The organism is Massilia pinisoli (assembly GCF_024753285.1).
Classification (GTDB): domain Bacteria; phylum Pseudomonadota; class Gammaproteobacteria; order Burkholderiales; family Burkholderiaceae_D; genus Telluria; species Telluria pinisoli.
The window spans coordinates 55,922-77,462 of record NZ_JANUGW010000006.1 but is presented as its reverse complement, the minus strand read 5'-3'; the positions used below and the strand labels follow the sequence as shown (position 1 = coordinate 77,462).

Annotated in this window: 20 protein-coding genes; 12 read left to right on the top strand and 8 right to left on the bottom strand. The window is 65.9% G+C overall.

Annotated elements, in window-relative coordinates; translation table 11 throughout:
• Window positions 1-136: 136 nt before the first annotated feature.
• Window positions 137-688 (bottom strand): DUF1697 domain-containing protein, encoded by a 552-nt coding sequence (locus tag NX784_RS10310; protein ID WP_258816559.1) that lies wholly within the window; start codon window positions 686-688, stop codon window positions 137-139.
• A 100-nt stretch (window positions 689-788) separates the two neighbouring features.
• Here NX784_RS10310 and NX784_RS10305 point away from each other — a divergent pair, with 100 nt between their 5' ends.
• Window positions 789-1,121, top strand: a complete 333-nt coding sequence (locus NX784_RS10305) for a hypothetical protein (protein ID WP_258816558.1) — start codon at window positions 789-791, stop codon at window positions 1,119-1,121.
• Window positions 1,118-1,960, top strand: a complete 843-nt coding sequence (locus tag NX784_RS10300; protein WP_258816557.1) for an HDOD domain-containing protein — start codon at window positions 1,118-1,120, stop codon at window positions 1,958-1,960. Before NX784_RS10305 ends, NX784_RS10300 begins: the two co-directional genes overlap by 4 nt.
• 104 nt (window positions 1,961-2,064) lie before the next feature.
• On the opposite strand, the gene NX784_RS10295 is transcribed toward NX784_RS10300, so the two are convergent.
• Window positions 2,065-2,481, bottom strand: coding sequence for a hypothetical protein (locus tag NX784_RS10295; protein WP_258816556.1), 417 nt, complete (start codon window positions 2,479-2,481; stop codon window positions 2,065-2,067).
• Between the two features lie 734 nt (window positions 2,482-3,215).
• Between NX784_RS10295 and miaB the strand changes: the two genes are divergently transcribed.
• Genes miaB through ybeY form a run of 3 tightly spaced genes read left to right on the top strand, consistent with a single transcriptional unit; the run spans window position 3,216 to window position 6,131 of the window.
• Window positions 3,216-4,577, top strand: coding sequence for a tRNA (N6-isopentenyl adenosine(37)-C2)-methylthiotransferase MiaB (gene miaB, locus NX784_RS10290; protein ID WP_258816555.1), 1,362 nt, complete (start codon window positions 3,216-3,218; stop codon window positions 4,575-4,577).
• Window positions 4,574-5,677: a PhoH family protein gene (locus tag NX784_RS10285; RefSeq protein WP_258816554.1), complete on the top strand. Its 1,104-nt coding sequence runs from the start codon at window positions 4,574-4,576 to the stop codon at window positions 5,675-5,677. Before miaB ends, NX784_RS10285 begins: the two co-directional genes overlap by 4 nt.
• Window positions 5,658-6,131 (top strand): rRNA maturation RNase YbeY, encoded by a 474-nt coding sequence (gene ybeY, locus NX784_RS10280; protein ID WP_258816553.1) that lies wholly within the window; start codon window positions 5,658-5,660, stop codon window positions 6,129-6,131. The genes NX784_RS10285 and ybeY overlap by 20 nt, the downstream gene beginning before the upstream one ends.
• Window positions 6,132-6,167: 36 nt before the next feature.
• Here the strand turns inward: ybeY and NX784_RS10275 are convergent, their stop codons facing one another.
• Both NX784_RS10275 and NX784_RS10270 read right to left on the bottom strand, forming a co-directional pair.
• Entirely contained in the window at window positions 6,168-8,414 is a 2,247-nt protein-coding gene (locus tag NX784_RS10275) for a xanthine dehydrogenase family protein molybdopterin-binding subunit (protein WP_258816552.1), read from the bottom strand.
• A 14-nt stretch (window positions 8,415-8,428) separates the two neighbouring features.
• Window positions 8,429-8,884, bottom strand: a complete 456-nt coding sequence (locus NX784_RS10270) for a (2Fe-2S)-binding protein (RefSeq protein ID WP_258816551.1) — start codon at window positions 8,882-8,884, stop codon at window positions 8,429-8,431.
• A gap of 152 nt (window positions 8,885-9,036) precedes the next feature.
• Here NX784_RS10270 and NX784_RS10265 point away from each other — a divergent pair, with 152 nt between their 5' ends.
• From NX784_RS10265 to NX784_RS10235, 7 genes are all read left to right on the top strand, one after another.
• Entirely contained in the window at window positions 9,037-9,915 is an 879-nt protein-coding gene (locus NX784_RS10265; protein WP_166864124.1) for a CorC family transporter, read from the top strand.
• 13 nt (window positions 9,916-9,928) lie between these two features.
• Window positions 9,929-11,509: an apolipoprotein N-acyltransferase gene (lnt, locus tag NX784_RS10260; protein ID WP_258816550.1), complete on the top strand. Its 1,581-nt coding sequence runs from the start codon at window positions 9,929-9,931 to the stop codon at window positions 11,507-11,509.
• 200 nt (window positions 11,510-11,709) lie between these two features.
• The gene (gene glyQ, locus NX784_RS10255) at window positions 11,710-12,633 is read left to right on the top strand and encodes a glycine--tRNA ligase subunit alpha (RefSeq protein WP_258816549.1); all 924 of its coding nucleotides are present in this window, start codon (window positions 11,710-11,712) and stop codon (window positions 12,631-12,633) included.
• Window positions 12,634-12,651: 18 nt separating this feature from the next.
• Complete coding sequence (gene glyS, locus NX784_RS10250) at window positions 12,652-14,748, top strand: glycine--tRNA ligase subunit beta (protein ID WP_258816548.1); 2,097 nt, start codon at window positions 12,652-12,654, stop codon at window positions 14,746-14,748.
• A 5-nt stretch (window positions 14,749-14,753) separates the two neighbouring features.
• Window positions 14,754-15,326 (top strand): D-glycero-beta-D-manno-heptose 1,7-bisphosphate 7-phosphatase, encoded by a 573-nt coding sequence (gene gmhB / locus NX784_RS10245; protein WP_258816547.1) that lies wholly within the window; start codon window positions 14,754-14,756, stop codon window positions 15,324-15,326.
• 32 nt (window positions 15,327-15,358) lie between these two features.
• Window positions 15,359-16,099 carry a lysophospholipid acyltransferase family protein gene (locus NX784_RS10240; protein ID WP_258816546.1) on the top strand — a complete coding sequence of 247 codons (741 nt, stop codon included), beginning with the start codon at window positions 15,359-15,361 and terminating at the stop codon, window positions 16,097-16,099.
• Window positions 16,100-16,143: 44 nt separating this feature from the next.
• Window positions 16,144-17,049: a M48 family metallopeptidase gene (locus NX784_RS10235; protein WP_258816545.1), complete on the top strand. Its 906-nt coding sequence runs from the start codon at window positions 16,144-16,146 to the stop codon at window positions 17,047-17,049.
• A gap of 57 nt (window positions 17,050-17,106) precedes the next feature.
• Here NX784_RS10235 and NX784_RS10230 read toward each other — a convergent pair whose 3' ends face one another.
• The 4 genes from NX784_RS10230 to NX784_RS10215 are packed head-to-tail and all read right to left on the bottom strand — an operon-like array spanning window position 17,107 to window position 21,323.
• On the bottom strand, window positions 17,107-17,661 hold the full coding sequence (locus tag NX784_RS10230) for a YcxB family protein (RefSeq protein ID WP_258816544.1): 555 nt from the start codon (window positions 17,659-17,661) through the stop codon (window positions 17,107-17,109).
• Window positions 17,662-17,707: 46 nt separating this feature from the next.
• Window positions 17,708-18,970, bottom strand: a complete 1,263-nt coding sequence (gene waaA, locus NX784_RS10225; RefSeq protein ID WP_258816543.1) for a lipid IV(A) 3-deoxy-D-manno-octulosonic acid transferase — start codon at window positions 18,968-18,970, stop codon at window positions 17,708-17,710.
• Window positions 18,970-19,941: a lipopolysaccharide heptosyltransferase I gene (waaC, locus tag NX784_RS10220; RefSeq protein ID WP_258816542.1), complete on the bottom strand. Its 972-nt coding sequence runs from the start codon at window positions 19,939-19,941 to the stop codon at window positions 18,970-18,972. Before waaC ends, waaA begins: the two co-directional genes overlap by 1 nt.
• Window positions 19,941-21,323 carry a phosphomannomutase/phosphoglucomutase gene (locus NX784_RS10215; protein ID WP_258816541.1) on the bottom strand — a complete coding sequence of 461 codons (1,383 nt, stop codon included), beginning with the start codon at window positions 21,321-21,323 and terminating at the stop codon, window positions 19,941-19,943. Before NX784_RS10215 ends, waaC begins: the two co-directional genes overlap by 1 nt.
• Window positions 21,324-21,541 lie beyond the last annotated feature (218 nt).

Here is a 21,541-nt window from a genome sequence, read left to right as displayed (position 1 = left end):
TAAATAAATCGCAATCAATCACGGCGGATTTTAATAACTTATCAATAGCCATTTGAATAATGAATGTATTTGTCGCATGTAGAATTTATTAACTTTGCCATCTATTCATCGGCGCGAAATCGCCCCCCCTGATGGCTCAGGCCGGCAATTCCTGGCACAGCGCGCGCAGCTTGCTCAGGGTCGCCCAGTTGCGCGCCGTCGTCCCATCGCCCAGCTGCTTGCCCAGTGCCGCGGCCGCCCTACTGTCGAGGACGCCGTCGGGGCACCAGACATAGGCTGCGCGCTCGCCCAGCGCCACCGCGCCCGGCCGCCAGTCCTGGCCGCACAAGGGTTCGATGGCTGCGCGGGAATGGCCGGCGGTCAGAATGAAGGTCAGCAGGCGCGCGTGGTCGGTGGCCACGTCCAGCAAGGGATTCGAAGAAATGATCGCGTCCAGGTCAGCGCACCCGAGCACGATGGTACGCGACGCGACACCAAGCTTGAGCACGAGCGCGTCCTCGATCTCGGCCGCCACCGTGTCGTGCGGCTTGGCAGGACCGGTGAAGACGACGTTGCCGCTGTTGAGCAGGCTGCGCACATTGTCGTAGCCGAGATCGGCGATCAGTTTGCGCAAGTCGGCCATGGCAATGCGTTTTGCCCGTCCGACATTCACGCCTCTTAATAAAGCAATATAGCGTTGACTGGTCATCCGGCCATCGTACCGTGCCCGGATTAAGACTGCATTAAGCGGCTCACAGCCCCTGACCCGATGGTAATATCAGACATTGCCAAAAATAAACGAGGGAAGCATGAGCGGTCCTTTCCAGCTGACGCCGCTGGCCGAGACCCGTCCGGGAATGGTGTTGTCCGATGTCGTGCTCGACGGCAGGGGCAACGTCTTGCTGGCGCAGGGCGTGGTCTTGACGGAATCGATGCTTGCGTCGCTGGGGCGGCACGGCATCGACGTGCTGCCCATCCTGCAAGCCGCCCCGGCGCCCGTGCCCGTCGATCCGGCGGCAATCCAGGCGCGGCTCGACCATGTGTTCCGCATGCACGATCGCGACGACCTCGGCGACTGGGGCACCGGCATCCTGCGCCGCTACGTGGAAGATTATCGTTTGCAACGCGGGGAGGACGCATGAACCGCCTGTTACCCGAACAGCTCGCCGCCGGCGTGCAAGACTTGCCGTCGCTGCCCGCCGTCGTCATGGAATTGCTCAGCAGCATAGAGCAAGACGATATCGACATTTCCGTGCTGGCGAAAAAAGTGTCGTACGACCAGGCGCTGACGGCCAAGACGTTGCGCCTCGCCAATTCGTCGTCGTTCGGCCTGCAGGTCAAGGTCACGACGATCCAGCAAGCCATCACCTTCCTCGGCTTCCAGGCGACGCGCAACCTGATCACGGCGGCAGCCGTCACCGGCTGTTTCCCGAGCGGACGTTGCGCCGGGTTCCACGACAAGGCGTTCTGGCGCCACTCGATCGCCACGGCCGTGTGCGCACGCGCGCTCGCGCGCCGGATGCGCTTCAACCAGGACATCGCCTTCACGGCCGGCTTGCTGCACGACATCGGCAAGCTCGTGCTGGTGACGGGCCATCCCGACGCCTATGCCCAGGTCGTCGCGTGGCGCGCGCAGCATGGCGGCGACTGGCTGGACGCGGAACGCGCGGTGCTGGGCATCGATCACGTCGACGCCGGGGTCGCACTGGCCGACCACTGGAATTTCTCGGACACGATGCGCCACGCGATCGCCTGCCACCACGCGCCGGACCTGCACGGCGCAGGTTTCCTTGCGGCCATCGTGCACGTGGCCAATGCCATCGTCCACGCGCTCGACCTGGCGGGCGAAGACGACGAAGTGGTTCCGCGCGTCTCCAGCGTCGCGTGGGATGCGATGGGATTGAACGAGGAAGCCTATCTGCACCTGTTCCGCGAAACGGAAGTGCAGTTCGGCGAGATGTCGACCATCCTGATGGCTTGAACGAGGCCGTCCAGGCCCAGGATGGTCATGGTGACGGCAGCGACGACGTCTCGCTGCCGGGTCCAGCCGAAGGCATGACAGGACCGGCTGTCATGCCTGCGGCTTCAGTGCGCATAGTTGCCGGACGGCTTGGATGGCGAAGCGTCGTTCGGTTGCGACTGTTGGCCCTGCTGAACTTGCTGGCCCTGTTGCTGTTGCGCAGCTTGCTGGGCAGCTTGCTGTGCAGCTTTTTCTTCAGGCTTCGGACGGCCTTGCGCATCCGACAGGCGATATTTGGTGCGACGGTCGCCCATCAGGTCACGCAGATCGCGGATGCTCATGCCGGTCACTTCGTGCATGCGGATCAGCAATGAAGCGCCGACGGGCAGGCGGTGGTGACGGATCTTGCTGATCACCGGCGGAGCGACTTCCAGCATGCGCGACAGCGCCGCATCGTTCTTCAGCTGCATCTTGCCGAGCAAAATGTCCAGCAAGTGGTTAGGGTTGTAGCTTTCCTGTGATGACAAAGCATGATGTGCCATGATGACCTCGTGAATGGTTAAAATAGTTCTTTTACGAACCGTGTTAATGACTAAGTTTCGTCAACCTAAGTTCCCGGATCGCGTTGCCGACTGACCAGGCCTTCACCTGACCTCCCGGCGACGTTACCGGACCGCGTGCGCCCCCTCGGCGGGAAGCACCAAAAACCGATGCAGCGTCGGAACCTGTCCGTACCCCGCGCGCCGCCAGGCGGCTGCGTTGCCGGACGGGGCGCCGCGACAGAAAGCAGTCGCTGCTGCGGTTTTTGTACTTCCCGCTTCCCACATGCACTTGTTTTTCGGACAAATTATCAAACTCATATGCCGGGTTCACACTCGACCTGAGCACGAAAATCGTTGGCCGAAATCAAGCTAACCGGTGGAAAGCTTGTCACATAGTCATTTCAGCACATGGTGACAAATTGTGGCGCACGCAAGTGTTTTTTTAGACTAATTTTGCAATTGCCGAGCTACACGAACTGGTTGATTCACAACGGGAAACCTGTTCGAGTCGGATCGGCAACTTTAAAGATAACAGCTGGCAAGAAGAATACAAGATTTAACAATGTAACCTACTGTATATAGATTTATCACCGGAAATTCCTAATGCCGCGAAGCAGGCGGCGGCGGCGCGCACGGCCGCACGCACCCGCTTTGCCGGCCCGTATCCGATTTACGGTAAACTGGACCTCCACTTGTCAAAGCATCAGGTCCCCAACCGCACTCATAAGCATTCCATGCAGAAAAAAGTATTCATCAAGACCTTCGGTTGCCAAATGAACGAGTACGACTCGGACAAGATGGCGGACGTGCTGGGCGCGTCCGACGGGCTCGTACGCACCGACACGCCGGATGACGCCGACGTGATCCTGTTCAACACCTGCTCCGTGCGCGAAAAGGCGCAGGAAAAAGTGTTTTCCGACCTCGGCCGCCTGAAGGAACTCAAGCGCGCGAAGCCCGACCTGATCATCGGCGTGGGCGGCTGCGTGGCGTCGCAGGAAGGCGAAGCCATCGTCAAGCGTGCGCCGCACGTCGACATGGTGTTCGGCCCGCAGACCTTGCACCGCCTGCCGCAGATGATCCAGCTGCGCCGCCACACGGGCGCCGCGCAGGTCGACATCAGCTTCCCGGAAATCGAAAAATTCGACCACCTGCCGCCGGCCAAGGTCGACGGGCCCGTCGCGTACGTGTCGATCATGGAAGGCTGCAGTAAATATTGCAGCTATTGCGTCGTGCCGTACACGCGCGGCGAGGAAGTGTCGCGCCGCTTCGAGGACGTGTTGACGGAAGTCGCCGGCCTGGCCGCGCAAGGCGTCAAGGAAATCATGCTGCTGGGGCAGAACGTGAATGCCTACCGCGGCGCGATGGAAAGCGGAGAGATCGCGGACTTTGCCCTGCTGCTGGAATACGTGGCCGAGATCCCCGGCATCGAGCGCCTGCGCTTCGTCACGAGCCACCCGAAGGAATTCACCCAGCGCCTGATCGACGCGTACGCGAAGATCCCGCAGCTGGTCAATCACCTGTACCTGCCCGTGCAGCACGGTTCCGACCGCATCCTGCAGGCGATGAAGCGCGGCTACACGGGCCTGGAATACAAATCGATCATCCGCCGCATCAAGGCCGTGCGCCCCGACATCTCGATCTCGTCCGACTTCATCGTGGGCTTCCCGGGCGAGACGGACGCCGATTTCGAGGCGATGATGAAGCTCGTCGAAGACGTCGGCTTCGACAACAGCTTCTCGTTCATCTTCAGCAAGCGCCCCGGCACGCCGGCCGCGAACCTGGCGGACGACACGCCGCACGAGGTCAAGCTCGCGCGCCTGCAGCGCCTGCAGGCGCAAATCGATGCCAACACCCGCAAGACCAGTGCCGCGATGGTCGGCACCGTGCAGCGCATCCTGGTCGAAGGCCCGTCCAAGAAAGGTGGTGGCGAACTGCAGGGGCGCACCGAGAACAACCGCGTCGTCAACTTCTTCCCCGGCGCGTCCGGCGACGTGCTCGTCGGCCAGCTGGTCGACGTGCGCATCACGGAAAGCCTGGATTACACCCTGCGCGGCGACCTGGTCGCCAGCCTCGATACGATTGCCAAAGCCAGTTGAAAACGCCTACCCCGCCTTCGTACTTCATCCCCGAGCCGCTCGATAACACGCGGCTCGCCCACCTCTGCGGACCGCTCGACGAGAACCTGCGCCAGATCTCGGCCGCGCTCGACGTGACCATCTTCCGGCGCGGCGAGAAGTTCATCGTCAGCGGCACCAATGCGGAGCGCGCCGTCGAACTGCTGGAGCGCTTCTACGCCGTGGCCGACAAGGTCGTGCCGATCGAGGAGGTGCAACTGGCGCTCGTCGAACAGCGCGCGGGCCTGAAACCCAAGACGGCGGATGCCGAAACGCCTCCGAAGGAACCGGGCGCCGCCGTCACCGAGGAAGCCGACAAGGGCGATGGCGCGGCCGAGGACGACGAAGACCTCGTCAGCCCGATGCTCAAGACGCGCCGCCACGACCTGCGCGGCCGCACGCCGCACCAGATCCAGTACCTGAAGGCCGTGCTCGAACACGACATCAGCTTCGGCATCGGCCCGGCCGGCACGGGCAAGACGTATCTCGCCGTCGCCTGCGCCGTCGACGCGCTGGAGCGCGACGCCGTCAAGCGCATCATCCTGACGCGTCCCGCCGTGGAAGCGGGCGAACGCCTGGGCTTCCTCCCCGGCGACTTCGCGCAGAAAGTCGACCCGTATTTGCGCCCGCTGTACGACGCGCTGTACGACCTGCTCGGCTTCGACCGCACGCAGAAGCTGTTCGAGAAACAGGTGATCGAGATCGCGCCGCTCGCGTTCATGCGCGGCCGCACGCTGAATCACGCGTTCGTGATCCTGGACGAAGCGCAGAACACGACCGTCGAGCAGATGAAGATGTTCCTCACGCGGATCGGCTTCGGCAGCAAGGCCGTCGTCACGGGCGACGTCACGCAGGTCGACCTGCACAAGACGCAGCGGAGCGGCCTCGTGGACGCCATGCACGTGCTGAAGGACGTGCGCGGCATCGCCTTCACCCAGTTCTCCAGCGCCGACGTGGTGCGCCATCCGATGGTGGCCCGCATCGTCGACGCCTACGAAAAGGCCGCGTCGATGCAGGAACTCGGCGCGCTTCCGGGCACCTTGAACAAACCAGCCACCCGCCATGTCCGAAAAAAAGCATAACCTCGAACTGGACGTCCAGTATCCCGACACCCGCCTGGAAGCCGACCTCACGCCCGACCTCGTCGAGCGCTGGGTGCGCGCATCCCTCCTCGGCCCGGCCGAATTCGCGATCCGCTTCGTCGACGCCGAGGAAGGCCAGACCCTGAACCGCGAGTACCGCGGCAAGGACTACGCCACCAACGTGCTCACGTTCGCCTACAACGAGGGCGCGGAAATCGCCGACGACGAGCCGACGCAGGCCGACATCGTGCTGTGCACGGACGTGCTGCAGCGCGAAGCGGACGAACAGAAGAAGACCGTCGAGGAACACGCGGCGCACCTCGTCGTGCACGGCGTGCTGCACGCGCAGGGCTTCGACCACGAGACGGACGAGGAAGCGGAAGAGATGGAGCAGCTCGAGCGCGACATCATGGAAGTGCTCGGGTATCCGGATCCGTACGCGGACAACGACTGACCCGCCGTCCCCGCGCGCGCGGGGACGACATTCGCGTCACGCCTTTTTGAGCTGCTCCCCGATCGGCAACTTGCGCACCCGCTTGCCCGTCGCCGCAAACACGGCGTTCGCCAGCGCCGGCCCGATCCCCGCCGTCCCCGGCTCGCCGATGCCGCCCGGATCGTCGTGGCTGTTCACGATGTAGACCTCCACGACGGGCGACTCCGGCATGCGCATCACGCGGTAGTCGGAGAAGTTCGTCTGCTGCACGCGCCCCTTCTCCACCGTCACCTCGTCCCACAGCGCCGCGCTGGCGCCGAAGATGATGCCGCCTTCCATCTGCGCGACGATGGTGTCCGGGTTGACGTTCTGCCCGCAATCCACGGCGCACACGACGCGGTGCAGGCGCACGTCGCCGTCGGGGCCCACGGACACCTCCGCCACCTGCGCCATATAACTGCCGAACGCGAACTGCGTGGACACGCCGCGGCCCAGCTTGCGCCCCGCGACCGGCTTCAGCGGCTTGCCCCAGCCGGCCTTCTCGGCCGCCAGGTTCAGCACGGCCAGGGTGCGCGGCGATTTCTGCAACAGCGAGCGGCGGAACGCGACGGGATCGGCCTTGCTCGCATACGCCAGCTCGTCGATGAAGCTCTCGACGACGAACACGTTGTGCGTGGGCCCGACGCCGCGCCAGAACGCCGTCGCGAGGCCCGGCGGCTCGTGGCGCACGTACTCCACGCGGATGGCGGGAATCGAGTACTGCAGGTCGGCCGCCGCTTCCACCGCGTCCGGATCGACGCCATTCTTGACCATCGGCGGCGCGAAGCGCGCCATGATCGACGACCCGGTCACGCGGTGGAACCACGCCACCGGCATGCCCTTGTCGTCGATGCGGGCCGACATGCGGTCGACGTAGTACGGGCGGTACATGTCGTGCTGGATGTCTTCCTCGCGGGTCCAGATGATCTTGATCGGCCCCTTGGCCAGCTTGGCGAATTCCACGGCCTGGATCACGTTGTCCACTTCGAGCCGGCGACCGAAGCCCCCGCCGATATAGTGGTTGTGCACGCGGACCTTCTCCAGCGACAGCCCCGTGATCTTCGCGGCCGCGCCCTGCGCGAGCGCGGGCACCTGCGTGCCGACCCAGATGTCGCAGCCGTCCGGCTTCAAGTCGACCGTGCAATTCATCGGTTCCATCGTCGCGTGCGCGAGGAACGGCACTTCGTAGACGACGTCGATGCGCCGGCCGGGCCCCGCGTCCAGCGCCTTGAGCGCGTCGCCTTTATTGGTCGCGACGGCGCCCGCGTTCTGCGACACCTTCATCATGTCCGCGACGATGCCGGCGAGGCTGACGTTCGCATTGGGGCCGTCGTCGAAGCGCGGTGCGGCAGCAAGCAAGCCCTGCTTAGCGGCCCAGAAGTGGTCGGCCACGACCGCGACGGCGCCCTCGATGCGCAGCACCTGGCGCACGCCTTTCACGGCCATCGCCTTCTGCTCGTCGACGGCCGCGACCTTGCCGCCCAGGACCGGCGATGCGGCGACGGCCGCGATCCCCATGTTCGGCAGGCGCGCGTCGATGCCGAATTGCGCGGAGCCGTTGACCTTCGCCAGCGAATCCAGGCGCTTGACCGGCTTGCCGACCAGCGCGAACTGCGACGCGTCCTTGAGCTTGACCTCGGCCGGAAACTTCAGCTGCGACGCCGCGTCGGCGACCTGGCCGAAATGGACGGACCGGTTCGATGCCTCGTGGCGGAGCGTCCCGGCCACGACGTTCACTTCGCCCGGGTCGACGTTCCAGCTCTTGGCCGCGGCCTGCACGAGCACCGTGCGCACCTTGGCGCCGGCCTCGCGCAGCGGCTTGAACGTGGACCGGATCGACGTCGAGCCGCCGGTCACCTGGCCGCCCAGCAGCGCGTCGGCGTACAGCGCATTGTTCGCGGGTGCCTGTTCCAGCTTCACTTTCGACAGGTCCGCACCGAGTTCCTCCGCGAGCAGCATCGGCAGCGACGTGAACGTGCCCTGCCCCATCTCGACCTTGTGGATGATGAGGGTGACGATGCCGTCGCGGTCGACGCGGATGAAGGCGTCGTGCGCGAGGCCCGGCGCCTCGTTCGTCATCGCCGTCGACGCCTGGCCGACCGCTTTTTCGGACGGCGGCTCCTTGCGGTCGCCGGCCGGCGCCTGGCCTTGTTTCGTACAGCCGAACAGCGAAAAGCCGAACAGCAGGCCGCCCCCACCGACGGCGCCCGCTTTCAGCAACTGGCGGCGCTTGTTCGACGCGGGTTCCTTCGTGGTCTGGTCCATGCGTTCGCTCCCTTTCATGCCTGGCCTGCCGCGATTTTTATGGCTTTGCGGATGCGGTTGTAGGTGCCGCAGCGGCAGATATTGCCGGCCATGGCGTTGTCGATGTCGGCATCGCTGGGCTTCGGCGTCGCGTGCAGCAGCGCGGTGGCGGACATGATCTGGCCCGACTGGCAGTACCCGCACTGGACGACGTCGATCTTGCGCCACGCATCCTGCACTTTCGCGCCGACGGGGTCGTTGGCGATCGCCTCGATCGTGGTGATCTTCTTGCCGGCGGCAGCCGACACGGGCGTCACACACGAGCGGATGGCCTGGCCGTCCAGGTGCACGGTGCACGCGCCGCACAGCGCGGCGCCGCAACCGAACTTGGTGCCGGTGAGGCCCAGCACATCGCGGATGGCCCACAGCAGGGGCATGTCGTCGGGGATGTCGAGGTCGGCGGACGTGCCGTTCACGTTCAAGGCGGGCATGGGGATTCCTTTCCGTAGCGTATTGCCAACTATAGGACGAATGGTCGGGTCAATGGCGCACGCGTGCATGGGGCCGCATGCTGCGTAAAAAACGGGCATTCCGGCTTTTGGTGTATCCTATGGCCCATCGCAACAACGGCTTCACGCCAACTATGCCAGAGCACCCTGCTGACGTCCGTTCGGACGGCAAAACCCACCGGTCGCTGTTCGAACGGTTGACCGCACTGATTTCCCCCGAGCCCGAAAACCGCGCCGAACTGCTGGAAGTTCTGCACGACGCCCACGAACGCAACCTCATCGACGCCGACGCCCTGTCCATGATCGAGGGCGTGTTCCAGGTGTCCGACCTGTCGGTGCGCGACATCATGATCCCGCGCTCCCAGATGGACGTGATCGACATCACGAAGCCCATCGAGGAATGGCTGCCGATCGTGCTGGAGACGGCTCACTCGCGCTTCCCCGCCATCGAGGGCGAGCGCGACAAGGTGGTCGGCATCCTGCTCGCCAAGGATTTGCTGCGCTACTACGCGGAAGAATCGTTCGATGTGCGCGACATGCTACGCCCGGCGATCTTCATCCCCGAATCGAAGCGCCTGAACGTCCTGCTGCGCGACTTCCGCGCGAACCACAACCACATGGCCATCGTCGTCGACGAGTACAGCGGCGTGGCCGGCCTGATCACCATCGAGGACGTGCTGGAACAGATCGTCGGCGACATCGAGGACGAATACGACTTCGACGAGGAAGAGGACAACATCCTCTCGATCAAGGAAGGCCAGATCGGCCCCCGCTGGCGCGTGAAGGCGCTGACGGAGATCGAGCAGTTCAACGAAGAAATCGGCGTCGACCTGCCCGAGGACGACGTCGACACCATCGGCGGCCTCGTCGCCAGCCACCTGGGCCGCATGCCGCACAAGGGCGAGGTGTTCGACCTCGAGAACCTGCGCTTCGAGGTGCTGCGCGCCGACGCGCGCCAGATCCACGTGCTGCTGGTCGAAAAACTCCCCGCCAACGACGACGATCACGACTGACGCAGGTCCCGCATTGCTCGACTCCAGCCTGAACCTGCGGCGCCGCCGCAAGCCCGCCGTGGCGCCCGATCCCGCGCTGCGCGGCACGCGGCCGAGTATCACCGGCCTCCTCGTCGCCGCCCTCGCGGGCGCTTGCAGCCTGTTTTCGTTCGAACCGTTCGGCTGGTGGCCGATCCAGTTCGTGGCGCTCGCCTACTTGTTCTATCAGGTCGGCATGGGCAGTTCCGTACGCCGCGCCGTGTTCCTCGGCTGGGCGTTCGGCTTCGGCTGGTCCGTGGCCGGCATGCACTGGCTGTACATCGCGTTGAACCGCTTCGGCGGCCTGCCGGCCGTGCTGTCCGCCATCGCCATCGCGCTGCTGGGCCTCTATATGGGCCTGTTCGGCGCGTTCGCGGCCGGCGTCGCCACGTGGCTGCGCAAGCGCTGGTCGCTGCCGGTCGCCGCCTTCCTGCTGCTCGTGTTCCCCGTCTGCTGGGGCGTGTCGGAATGGATGCGCGGTTGGGTGTTCACGGGCTTCCCGTGGGCCGCATCCGGTTATGCGCACGTGACGGCCCCGCTGGGCGGCTTCGCGCCGATCGTCGGCGTGTACGGCATCGGCGTGCTGGTGGCCGTGTGCGCAGCGTGCATCGCGATGCTCACGCAGCGGCGCAAGCTGCCGGCCGTCGGGCTGTTCGCCGCGCTGCTGCTGGCGGGCTGGGGCCTGACGCACGTCGCGTGGACGGCACCTGCCGGCAAACCCCTGACCGTGCGCCTCCTGCAGGGGAACATCCGCCAGGACGAGAAATTCAGCGCCGAACACCTGGGCGACATCCTCGCGCGCTACCGCACCATGATGACGGCCGCGCCGGCCGACCTGATCGCGGCGCCGGAGACGGCGATCCCCGTGTTCCCGAACCAGCTGCCGCCGGACTATTTGCAGACGTTCCGCGACTACGCTGCGCGCACGGGCAGCGCCTACCTGTTCGGTATTCCGCTCGCGGACAGCATGACGGTGTATGCGAACAGCGTGGCCGGCATCGGCCCGCAGGGACAGTCGTACCGCTACGACAAGCAGCACCTCGTGCCGTTCGGCGAATTCATCCCGACGGGCTTCCGCTGGTTCACGGACCTGATGAACATCCCGCTGGGCGATTTCACGCGCGGCCCCGCCGTGCAGGCGCCGTTCGCCGTGCGTGACCAGCTGGTGCTGCCGAACGTCTGCTACGAAGACGTGTTCGGCGAAGAGATCGCACGCAACCTGCGCGAGGAAGCGCGTCCCGCCACGGTGCTGCTGAACGTGTCGAACCTGGCCTGGTACGGCGAATCGGTCGCGATCCCGCAGCACCTGCAGATCTCGCGCATGCGCACGCTGGAGACGGGCCGCCCGATGCTGCGCGCGACGAACAACGGCGCCACCGCCGTCATCGACGGCCGCGGCAACGTCACGGCGCTGCTGCCGTTCTACAGCCAGGGCACCCTGGCCGCGACGGTGCAGGGCATGGCCGGCAGCACGCCGTACGTCCGCTTCGGCAACCTGCTGTTCCTGGGACTGGGTGCCCTGCTGCTGGCCGGCGCCTGGGCCTGGGGCCGGCGCCGCCGGCAGGGCGATGCATAAAATCGCGCCCGAGGTCTTCCACTCTGCCGTATTAATCAGTAAAGTCTGCCGAATCAAAACCGCCGGGCGGCCACCCAAACCGAGATTCGTTCGAACCGGCCCGCAAAAAACGCTAGAATTGGTGTTTTAGCAAACTCACCGTGTTCGCGCCCCGTGCGCGCGAAGCCTCGGCGCCAAGCCGCCAGCACACAGCCGATACTATGCTCACATTCCAACAAATCATCCTGACTCTGCAAACCTACTGGGACAAGCAGGGTTGCGCCCTGCTCCAGCCGTACGACATGGAAGTCGGCGCGGGTACCTTCCACACCGGCACCTTCCTGCGCGCGATCGGACCGGAGCCCTGGCGCGCCGCCTACGTGCAGCCATCGCGCCGCCCGAAGGATGGCCGCTACGGCGAGAACCCGAACCGCCTGCAGCACTACTACCAGTACCAGGTCGTGCTGAAGCCGGCGCCGGAAAACATCCTCGACCTGTACCTCGGTTCGCTGGAAGCGCTGGGCCTGGACCTCAAAAAGAACGACGTCCGCTTCGTCGAGGACGACTGGGAAAGCCCGACGCTGGGTGCCTGGGGTCTCGGCTGGGAAGTCTGGCTGAACGGCATGGAAGTCACCCAGTTCACGTACTTCCAGCAGGTCGGCGGCCTCGATTGCAAGCCGGTGCTGGGCGAGATCACGTACGGCATCGAGCGTCTCGCGATGTACCTGCAGGGCGTCGAGAACGTGTATGACCTCGTGTGGACGGAGTGGGAAGAGAACGGCGAAAAGAAGACGCTGAGCTACGGCGACGTCTTCCACCAGAACGAGGTCGAGCAGTCCACGTACAACTTCGAACACTCGAACACCGAGCTGCTGTTCCAGGCGTTCGCGAACCACGAGAGCGAAGCGAAGCGCCTGATCGAGCTGGCGCTCACCCTGCCCGCCTACGAGCAGATCATGAAGGCCTCGCACAGCTTCAACCTGCTGGATGCGCGCGGCACCATCTCCGTCACCGAGCGCGCCGCCTACATCGGCCGCGTGCGCACCCTGTCGCGCCTCGTCGCCCAGGCCTATTACGATTCGCGCGAGAAGCTGGGCTTCCCGATGCTGCCGCAAGCTGCCAACGCTGACCAGGCGGCGGCCTAAGAACAGAACAAGACCACTATGAATCAGACACTACTCGTCGAACTGCAGACCGAAGAACTGCCGCCGAAGGCACTCGTGAAACTGGGCGCCGCTTTCGCCGGCGGCATCGCGAACGGCCTGAAGGCCCGTGACTTCCTCGGCGCCGACAGCGTCGTCACGTCGTACGCGACGCCGCGCCGCCTGGCCGTCTCGATCACGAACGTGCGCGGCACGTCGCCGGACAAGACCATCCGCGAAAAAATCCTGCCGGTGACGGTCGCCCTCGACAAGGACGGCAATCCGACCGCGCCGCTGGCCAAGAAGCTGGCCGCCCTCGGCTTCCCCGACCTGCGGATCGCCGACCTGGAACGCGCGCCGGACGGCAAGGCCGACAGCTTCTTCTACACGTACACGGCGCCGGGCAGCGAGCTCGCAGCCGGCCTGCAACCCGTGCTGGAAGAGACGGTCGCCAAGCTGCCGATCCCGAAGGTGATGAGCTACCAGCGGCCGGACGGCGCCACCGTGCAGTTCGTACGCCCCGTGCATTCGCTGCTGGCGCTCTTCGGCGAATCCATCGTGCCGCTGTCGCTGCTGGGCCTCCACGCGGGCCGCACGACGCTGGGCCACCGCTTCCTGTCGAATGGCCATCCGTTCGACATCCCGCACGCCGACGTCTACAACGAATTGCTGAAGGTGTTCGGCAAGGTCGTCGCGAATGCCGACGAACGCAAGGAATCGATCCGCACCCAGCTGCTGGCCAAGGCCGGCGCCGACCAGGTGCTGATGCCGGAATCGCTGCTGGACGAAGTCGCCGCGCTCGTCGAATGGCCCGTCGTCTACGAATGCCAGTTCGAGGATGCCTTCCTCGCCGTGCCGCAGGAATGCCTGATCCTGACGATGCAGACGAACCAGAAGTACTTCGCGCTGACGGACTCGAACGGCAAGCTGCGCTCGCGCTTCCTGATCGTCTCCAACCTCGCGACCGACGACCCGTCCGCCATCATCGGCGGCAACGAGCGCGTCGTGCGCCCGCGCCTGTCGGACGCCAAGTTCTTCTTCGAGCAGGACAAGAAGAAGTCGCTGGAATCGCGTCTGCCGCTGCTGGCCAACGTCGTCTACCACAACAAGCTGGGCACGCAGGCAGAGCGCACGCAGCGCGTGACGCGCCTCGCGGGCGCCATCGCGCGCCGCCTCGGCTACGACGTGCTGCTGGCCGAGCGCGGTGCGCAGCTGGCGAAGGCCGACCTGCTGACCGACATGGTCGGCGAGTTCCCCGAACTGCAAGGCATCATGGGCACGTACTACGCCCGCAACGACGGCGAGCATGAAGAGGTTGCGCTGGCCGCGTCCGAGCACTACCAGCCGCGCTTCTCGGGCGATGCGCTGCCGTCGACGAACACGGGTCTCGCCGTCGCGCTGGCGGACAAGCTGGAAACGTTGGTCGGCATCTGGTCGATCGGCCTGCAGCCGACCGGGGAGAAGGACCCGTTCGCGCTGCGCCGCCACGCGCTGGGCGTGATGCGCATGCTGGTCGAGAAGCGCCTGCCGCTCGCGCTGTCCGACCTGCTGAAGGATGCCGCCGGCGTGTTCGACTACATGCCGACATTTAAAGATCCCACGGCCGACGTCACCGCGTTCATGCTGGACCGCCTGCGCGGCCTGCTGCGCGACCGCGGCTTCGCGCCGAACGAAGTGGAAGCCGTGCTGGCGCAGAACCCGGACCGCGTGGACGACGTCGTGCAGCGCCTGGAAGCCGTGCAGGCGTTCGCCGCGCTGCCGGAGTCCGCATCGCTGGCCGCCGCCAACAAGCGCATCTCCAACATCCTCAAGAAGAACGAGGAAGCGCTCGCACAAGCCGGGAACGTCGAGGCGGCGCTGCTGCAGGACGCCGCCGAGAAGGCGCTGTACGCGAGCGTGCAGCGCGTGCAGCCCGAGGTCGACACGGCATTCGACCGGGGCGACTTCACGGGCACCCTGAAGACGCTGGCGCAGCTGCGCGACGACGTCGACGCGTTCTTCAACGACGTGATGGTGATGGCCGACGACGTCGCGCTGCGTAACAACCGCCTGGCCCTGCTGGCCATCCTGCACCGCATGATGAACCGCGTGGCCGACATTTCGAAACTGGCAGCGTAATCGCAATGAAGCTGATCATCCTCGACAGGGACGGTGTCATCAACCATGACTCGTCCGAATTCATCAAGTCGCCCGCGGAGTGGATTCCGATCCCGGGCTCGCTGGAGGCGATCGCGCGCCTGAACCAGGCCGGCTACCGCGTCGTCATCGCGTCGAACCAGTCGGGCATCGCGCGCGAGCTGTTCGACATCGCCACCTTGAACGCGATCCACCAGAAGCTGCACGCGAGCGCGCAGCTGGTCGGCGCGGACATCGACGCGATCTTCTTCTGCCCGCACGCGGCCGTCGACAACTGCGACTGCCGCAAGCCGAAGGCCGGGATGTTCGAGGAAATCAGCAAGCGCTTCAAGATCAGCCTGAAGGGCGTGCCGACGGTAGGCGACTCGCTGCGTGACCTGCAGGCCGGCTTCATCTGCGGCTGCGTGCCCTACCTGGTCCTGACCGGCAAGGGCGAGAAGACGTATGCGACAGGCGGCCTGCCGCCCGGCACGCAAGTCTTCCCCGACCTCGCCGCGATGGTCGATGCCTTCCTGAAGACGACGACCGCGCCCAGCGCCACACCCGCGACGAGCGCGTGATCGCCGCCATTCCTGCCCTGGAGACCACGTCTTTGCGTACTGCTGCCCTGTTCCTGCGTTCCCTGCTCTTCACGATCGTCATGACGGTCGCCACCGTCGTCTGGGCCTGCGTCTGCTTCCTCGCGGCGCCGTTCCCGTACCGGACCCGTTTCTTCGTCACGTCGCGCTGGAACGTCTTCATCATCTGGTGCGCCCGCGTCATCTGCGGCATCCGCTACCAGGTGAAAGGCTACGAGAACCTGCCGCCCCAACCCGCGATCCTGCTGTCGAAGCACCAGTCGGCATGGGAGACGATCTTCATGCTGCCGAATATGAAGCGGCCGCTCGTGTACGTCTTCAAGAAGGAGATCCTGTACATCCCGTTCTTCGGCTGGGGCATGGCGCTGCTGCGCATGATTCCGATCGACCGCAGCAAGGGCAAGCGCGCGTTCGCGCATGTGGTCAAGGTCGGCAAGGCGCGCCTCGCGGACGGCATGTCGATCATCATGTTCCCCGAAGGGACACGCATCCCTGTTGGTCAGAAAGGACAGTACAAGAGCGGCGGTACGCGCCTGGCGATCGAGACAGGTGCGGCTGTCGTGCCGATCGCGCATAATTCAGGTGAGTGCTGGCCGAAGAACTCGTTCATCAAGCGGCCGGGTCTCATCACGGTCTCGATCGGCAAGCCGATTTCGCCGGAAAACCACACTCCCGACAGTCTGATGCAAGAGGTCGAAAATTGGATAGAATCGGAAATGCGCGTCATTTCGCCCCACGCCTATTCAGGTACTTGAATGAATTGGGCGCGCAGACCCCAGCATCATCGAAGCCGCCCACCATGACCTCCCCCACGACCGACGCGAACCAGCTGGAGCTCTTTGCGCTCAAGCCTGCGCCCACGCCGGCACCGGCACCGGCGGCCAAGCCCGTGCCGCCGGCGCCGCTGTTCAAGGCACCGCCGGTGCCGACCCGTACCCTGCCCATTCCCCCCGTCGGCCCGAACGACCCGCCGCTGCGGCGCATCCAGCTCGGATCGCACACCGTGCACTACGCGCTGCGCCGGTCGGCACGCCGCTCGCACGGCTTCATGGTCTGCGACGACGGCCTGTTCGTCACGTCGCCGAACCGCGCGCCGTTGGACGACATCGAACGCGCCATCCGCGCCAAGCAGCGCTGGATCCTCACCAAGCTGTTCGAGCGGGGCGAACGCAGCGCCCAGCGCGCGCAGCGCGCGCCCGTGGAATGGGTCGATGGCGCACAACTGCCCTACCTGGGTACCGACATCACGTTGCGCCTGGAACCGGCCGCGCGCAGCCACTGCGTCTACGATGCCGACGCGCGCACCTTGAGCCTCGGCGTGACGCCGGGACTCGAGACGTGGCAGATCCGCGCGCGCGTGAAGCTGTGGTTCCAGGACGAGGCGAAACGGATCTTCCGCGAACGTCTCGACCTGTACGCGCCGTGCGTGGGCGTCGCGTACAACGCGTTCGCGATCTCGTCGGCCGGCACGCGTTGGGGCTCGTGCACCGTGGCGGGGAACATCCGCCTGAACTGGAAACTGGTGCACTACCCGCTCGCGCTGCTGGACTACGTGGTCGTGCACGAACTGGCGCACCTGCGCGAGATGAACCACAGCCCTGCGTTCTGGGCCGTCGTCGGCGAGGTGTTTCCGGATTACGATGGCGCCAAGGCGGCGCTCAAGAAGCGGTCGGTGGAGATGCCGGTTCTCTTCCCGGACGAATGATGTGATGCTCGGTTGACGTGCCCCGCGAGGACTTTCGCGATCCGTTGGCGCGACGAATTACGAGGCGCGGAACTGAAGCTCACCCGCCGCGCGTGCCTCGACGATCCCGCGCATCGCGCTCACTTCATCCTTGTTCAGGCACCGAAACGGAATGGGCAGCGTCCCCCGCTTCAGGATCATCATGAAGCCGCTCGAATACGTGCGGATGCGCTGCACGTCGCTCCAGTCGATCAGGCTCACGCCCGTATCGCTCGTGCGCACGATGCCGTGCCGGTCGATCTGGAATTCGTACGTGCGCTTCCCCCGCTGCAGCAGCACGAAATGCGTGGCGGCCGACAGCGTGCTTTTCAGGCGCAGGTAGACACCCATCGGCCAGCGGATGTGGCGGCGGCGGATCAGGTAGCCGCCGTGCTCCCACATGAAGCCGACGTATTCCGCGAACGAGTAGCGCACCCAGAAGTGCAGGCTGTAGCGCTCCGCGGGCGGATGCACGACCGGGATGGTGGCCGCCGGCATCGCGTCGGCGCCAAGATCCTCGGTGTCCGGCTGGTCCAGCAATGCGGCCCCGCCATCCACGTTGCCGGCCGCTCGCGAGCGATTTGACCACAACATGTGCATCCCCTTTCGTTTTCTAATCTAAAGAGAATGGTAACAAAAGCTAGGCGATAATTTGTTGCAAGAGTTCAACAGTGCGCACTGTTGCGCCGCGATGGCGGGCGGCGAAGGCCAGCGCGTGCGCGCCCATCGCGGCGCGGCGCGCATCGTCGTCGAGCAGGCCGGCGGCCGTACGCACGAGCGCTGCGGCGTCGGCCACGCGCAGCGCGCCGCCCGCGACGACGGCTTCCTCGGTCGCCTGCAGGAAGTTGAAGGTGTGCTCGCCCACGAGCACGGGCTTGCCCAGCGCGCAGGCCTCGATCAGGTTCTGGCCGCCCAGCGGCAGCAGGCTGCCGCCGATGAACGCGCAGTCGCAGGCCGCGTAGTAGGCGAACATCTCGCCCATCGAATCGCCCAGCAGCGCGTCGGTATCCACGCGTTCCGGCAGCGCCGACCGGCGTGCCAGCGTCAGGCCGCGGTCCTCGACCATGCGCGCGACCTCGTCGAATCGCTGCGGATGGCGCGGCACCAGCACGAGCAGCATGCCGGCCGGACGCGCGTCCATGGCCCGGTACGCGTCGAGGATGAGCCCCTCCTCGCCTTCGCGCGTCGAGGCGCACAGCAGCACGGGACGGCCGCCGAAGCGCGCGCGCAGCATGGCCCCGGTGTCCAGCGCGGCCTGCGGCGGCACGACGTCGAACTTGATGCTGCCCGTGACGGCGACGTTGGGCGCGCCCAGCGACGCGATGCGCGTCGCATCCGCATCCGTCTGCGCAGCGACCAACGTAATGGCACGGGCAGCATCCGTCATCAAGGAACCGATCTTGCGGCCGCGGCGCAGCGACCGCTCCGACAGGCGCGCGTTGACGAGGGCCACCGGCACCTCGTACGCCGCGCAGCCGTGGATCAGGTTCGGCCACACTTCCGTCTCCATCAGGATGCAGACGGCAGGCCGGAAATGGCGCAGGAAACGGCCGACCATGAAGCCCGTGTCGTATGGCAGGAACGACTGGATCACTCGGTCGCCATGGTGCGCGAACAGCGAGCGCCCGGTGGCGCGGCCCGTCGGCGTCATGTGCGTGAGCAGGATGCGGCAGTCGGGCCGCGCGGCCAGCAGCGCTTCGACGAGGGGTTCCGCCGCGCGCGTCTCGCCGACGGAGACGGCGTGCACCATGATCGTCGGGCGCTCGTCGACCGCGTGTCCGTAAAAGCCCAGGCGCTCGCCCAGGTGCGTGCGGTAGCCGGGTTCGCGCCGGCCGCGCCACCACAGGCGGCCCAGTACGAGCGGGAGCGCGGCCCACCACATCAGCGAATACAGCACGCGCATCAACGCCGCTCCAGCAGGCGGCGGGCGGCCGTCACGACGTCGTCGACGGACGGCGGCGCGCCGGTGTCGCCCAGGTTGACGATGCGCGGCGACCAGTTGCCCTCGGTCTTCCAGCGCGGCGAATCGGCATAGATCTCGACCGTCGGCCGCACGAAGGCGGCGGCGATGTGCGTGAGGCCCGTGTCGACGCCGACGGCGAGCGCCGCGTGGCGCGCCAGCTCCACCGCGTCCATCATCGACAGCTTCGGCAGCACGCGCGCATGCGGCAGCGCGGCGGCGAGACGCTCGGCCTCTTCCTTCTCGCGCGGCGAGCCCCATGGCAGCAGGATCGTCATGGGCGCCAGCGCCTGGCCAAGTGCGATCCAGTGCGCCGCCGGCCATTTCTTGGCGTCGCGCGCCGTCCCGTGGAAGAACACGGCGTAGTCACCGGCCGGCATCCACGCGGGACGCGCGCCCGCGTCCGGCGCCGGCAGACCAAAATCGGGCGGCGTGTCGACGGCATAACCCAGCGCCGCGGCCACCACCTCGCGCCCGCGCGCCACCGCGTGCGTGCGCGGGGCGACGGGAATGCTGCGGCTGTGGAAGATGCGCGAGACGCCTTCGTAGCCCGAGTCCTCGGTACCGTTGGCCATGCCGATCTTCTGGCCGGCGCGGGCGCACGCCATCACGATGCCCGTCTTGATCAGGCCCTGCGTGTCGAACACGTAGTCGTACCGTTCGGCGCGCAAGTCGCGGAAGAAGCCGGAGAGTTCCGCGCGCACGGCCGCGTTGCCGAGGCCCTTGCGCCAGCGCCGCAGCGCAAACGGGATCACCTTGCGCACGTGCGGGTTGAGCTTCACGAGGCTCACGTAGCCCTCTTCCACCACCCAGTCGACCTGGGCATCCGGAAAGTGGCGCCGGATGTCGGCCACGATCGGGAGATTGTGCAGGACGTCGCCCAGCGACGACACCCGCACCAGCAGGATCTTCATCAGAACGGCAGCTTTGCGTCGGGCTTGGCGGCCAGGATCACGCGGGCGAACGCTTTCTGGATGCGGTCCAGCGCTTGCGGGTTCTCGCCCTCGAAGCGCAGCACGACGACCGGCGTCGTGTTGGAGCCGCGCGCCAGGCCGAAGCCGTCCGGGTATTCCACGCGCAGGCCGTCGATGTCGACGATCCGGTCCGCGCCGGGGAATTCCGCCTCGGCGCGCAGTTTGTCGATCAGGGCGAAGTTCTCGCCTTCCTTCAGGTGCAGGTGCAGCTCGGGCGTGCTCGACGCGATCGGCAGGCCGTTGAGCAGCGCCGACGGGTCGGCTTCGCGCGTGAGGATCTCGAGCAGGCGCGCACCCGTGTACAGGCCGTCGTCGAAGCCGTACCAGCGGTCCTTCCAGAAGATATGGCCGCTCATCTCGCCGCCCAGCGGCGCGCCCGTCTCTTTCAGCTTGGCCTTGACGAGCGAGTGGCCCGTCTTCCACATCAGCGGACGGCCGCCGTGCTGCTCGATCCACGGGCCCAGGTGGCGCGTGCATTTCACGTCGTACAGGATCTCGGCGCCCGGGTTGCGCGCCAGGACGTCTTGCGAGAACAGCATCATCTGGCGGTCCGGGAAGATGATCTGCCCATCCTTCGTGACGACGCCCAGGCGGTCGCCGTCGCCGTCGAACGCGAGGCCGATCTCGGCATCCGTCGTTTTCAGGCACTCAATCAGGTCCTGCAGGTTTTCCGGGTGCGCCGGGTCTGGATGGTGGTTCGGGAAGTGGCCGTCGACGTCGCAGAACAATTCGATGACGTCGCAGCCCATCGCGCGGAACAGATCGCCCGCGACCATGCCTGCCACGCCATTGCCGCAGTCGACGGCGATCTTGATGGGACGCGCGATCTTGACGTCTCCGACGATGCGCTCGACGTAGGCGGACTTGATGTCGTGGGTCGAATAGCCGCCCGGCTTGGCCGCGGCCTGGAAGTCGTCGCGTTCGATGGCCTGGTACAGCGCCTGGATGGCGTCGCCGTAGATCGCCTCGCCGGCGAGGACCATCTTGAAGCCGTTGTAATCCGGCGGGTTGTGGCTGCCCGTGACCATGATGCCCGAGCGCGCGTTCAGCACGTTGGTCGCGAAATAGACCATCGGCGTGGCGACCATGCCGAGATCGACGACGTCCACGCCGGCGGCCTGCAGGCCTTGTGCCAGCGCCCGCGCGAGGTCCGGGCCGGACAGGCGACCGTCGCGGCCGATGATCACGGTACGCTCTCCCTTGGCCAGCGCGGCGGCGCCGAAGGCCTGGCCGATGCGCCGCGCAATGCCCGCATCGAGCGTACTGCCGATCACGCCGCGGATGTCATAAGCCTTGAAGATCGTTTTCGAGAGAGGAACCATGGAGTATTTACCTTGCAGGACTGGGCGTTCGCATGCATGCGCGCGCATTGCGGCCGCCGCTGGGATCGGGTGAATGTCTAAAAAGGGATATTGTAACGGCAACGAGAGGCCGCGGGGCCCGATTGCCGGCGTTTGCGTGCCGCGGGCGCGGTGCGCAAAGCGAAGACGAAGGCGAGCCGCGAATGCGCGCCCGGAAACAGCATTACGCCGGGTGGCAG